This is a genomic window from Parvimonas sp. D9 (assembly GCF_035282565.1).
Lineage (GTDB): Bacteria > Bacillota > Clostridia > Tissierellales > Peptoniphilaceae > Parvimonas > Parvimonas micra.
Map to the genome: position 1 here is coordinate 1 of NZ_JAYKBM010000087.1, position 337 is coordinate 337.

At 51.3% G+C, this 337-nt stretch carries 1 protein-coding gene; it reads left to right on the plus strand.

Annotated elements, in window-relative coordinates:
• Positions 1-337 (plus strand): hypothetical protein (locus VJI94_RS08135; RefSeq protein WP_324008984.1); only part of this gene is annotated, 337 nt, incomplete at both ends.

The window sequence follows — 337 nt, forward strand, 5'->3', positions numbered from 1 at the left end:
TTATGGCTTATCTGGAGCAGGCAGAAACTCACGGTATTCGCCAACTTGACCTATTATCTGTGTCAGAGGATGCTACGGTCGAAGAGCTCCAGGCATATTATATGGAGTTCTATTGGTCAGCTCGTGCTCGAGCATATGACCTGTTCATTGTGGCAGCGGAGGCAAAGAAGCGTGAGCATCGCATCCGCAAGATGGAGAATGGGCATTATGCTAATGCGGGTGTCTTGCTTGAGCGCCTGATGACCAGGTTCGAGGATCCACAGTGGATCGAAGAACTCAATGCTAAGGAGGCCATTGACGCGCTGGAGACCTTGATTAAGGTCCAGCGCCTCTCCGT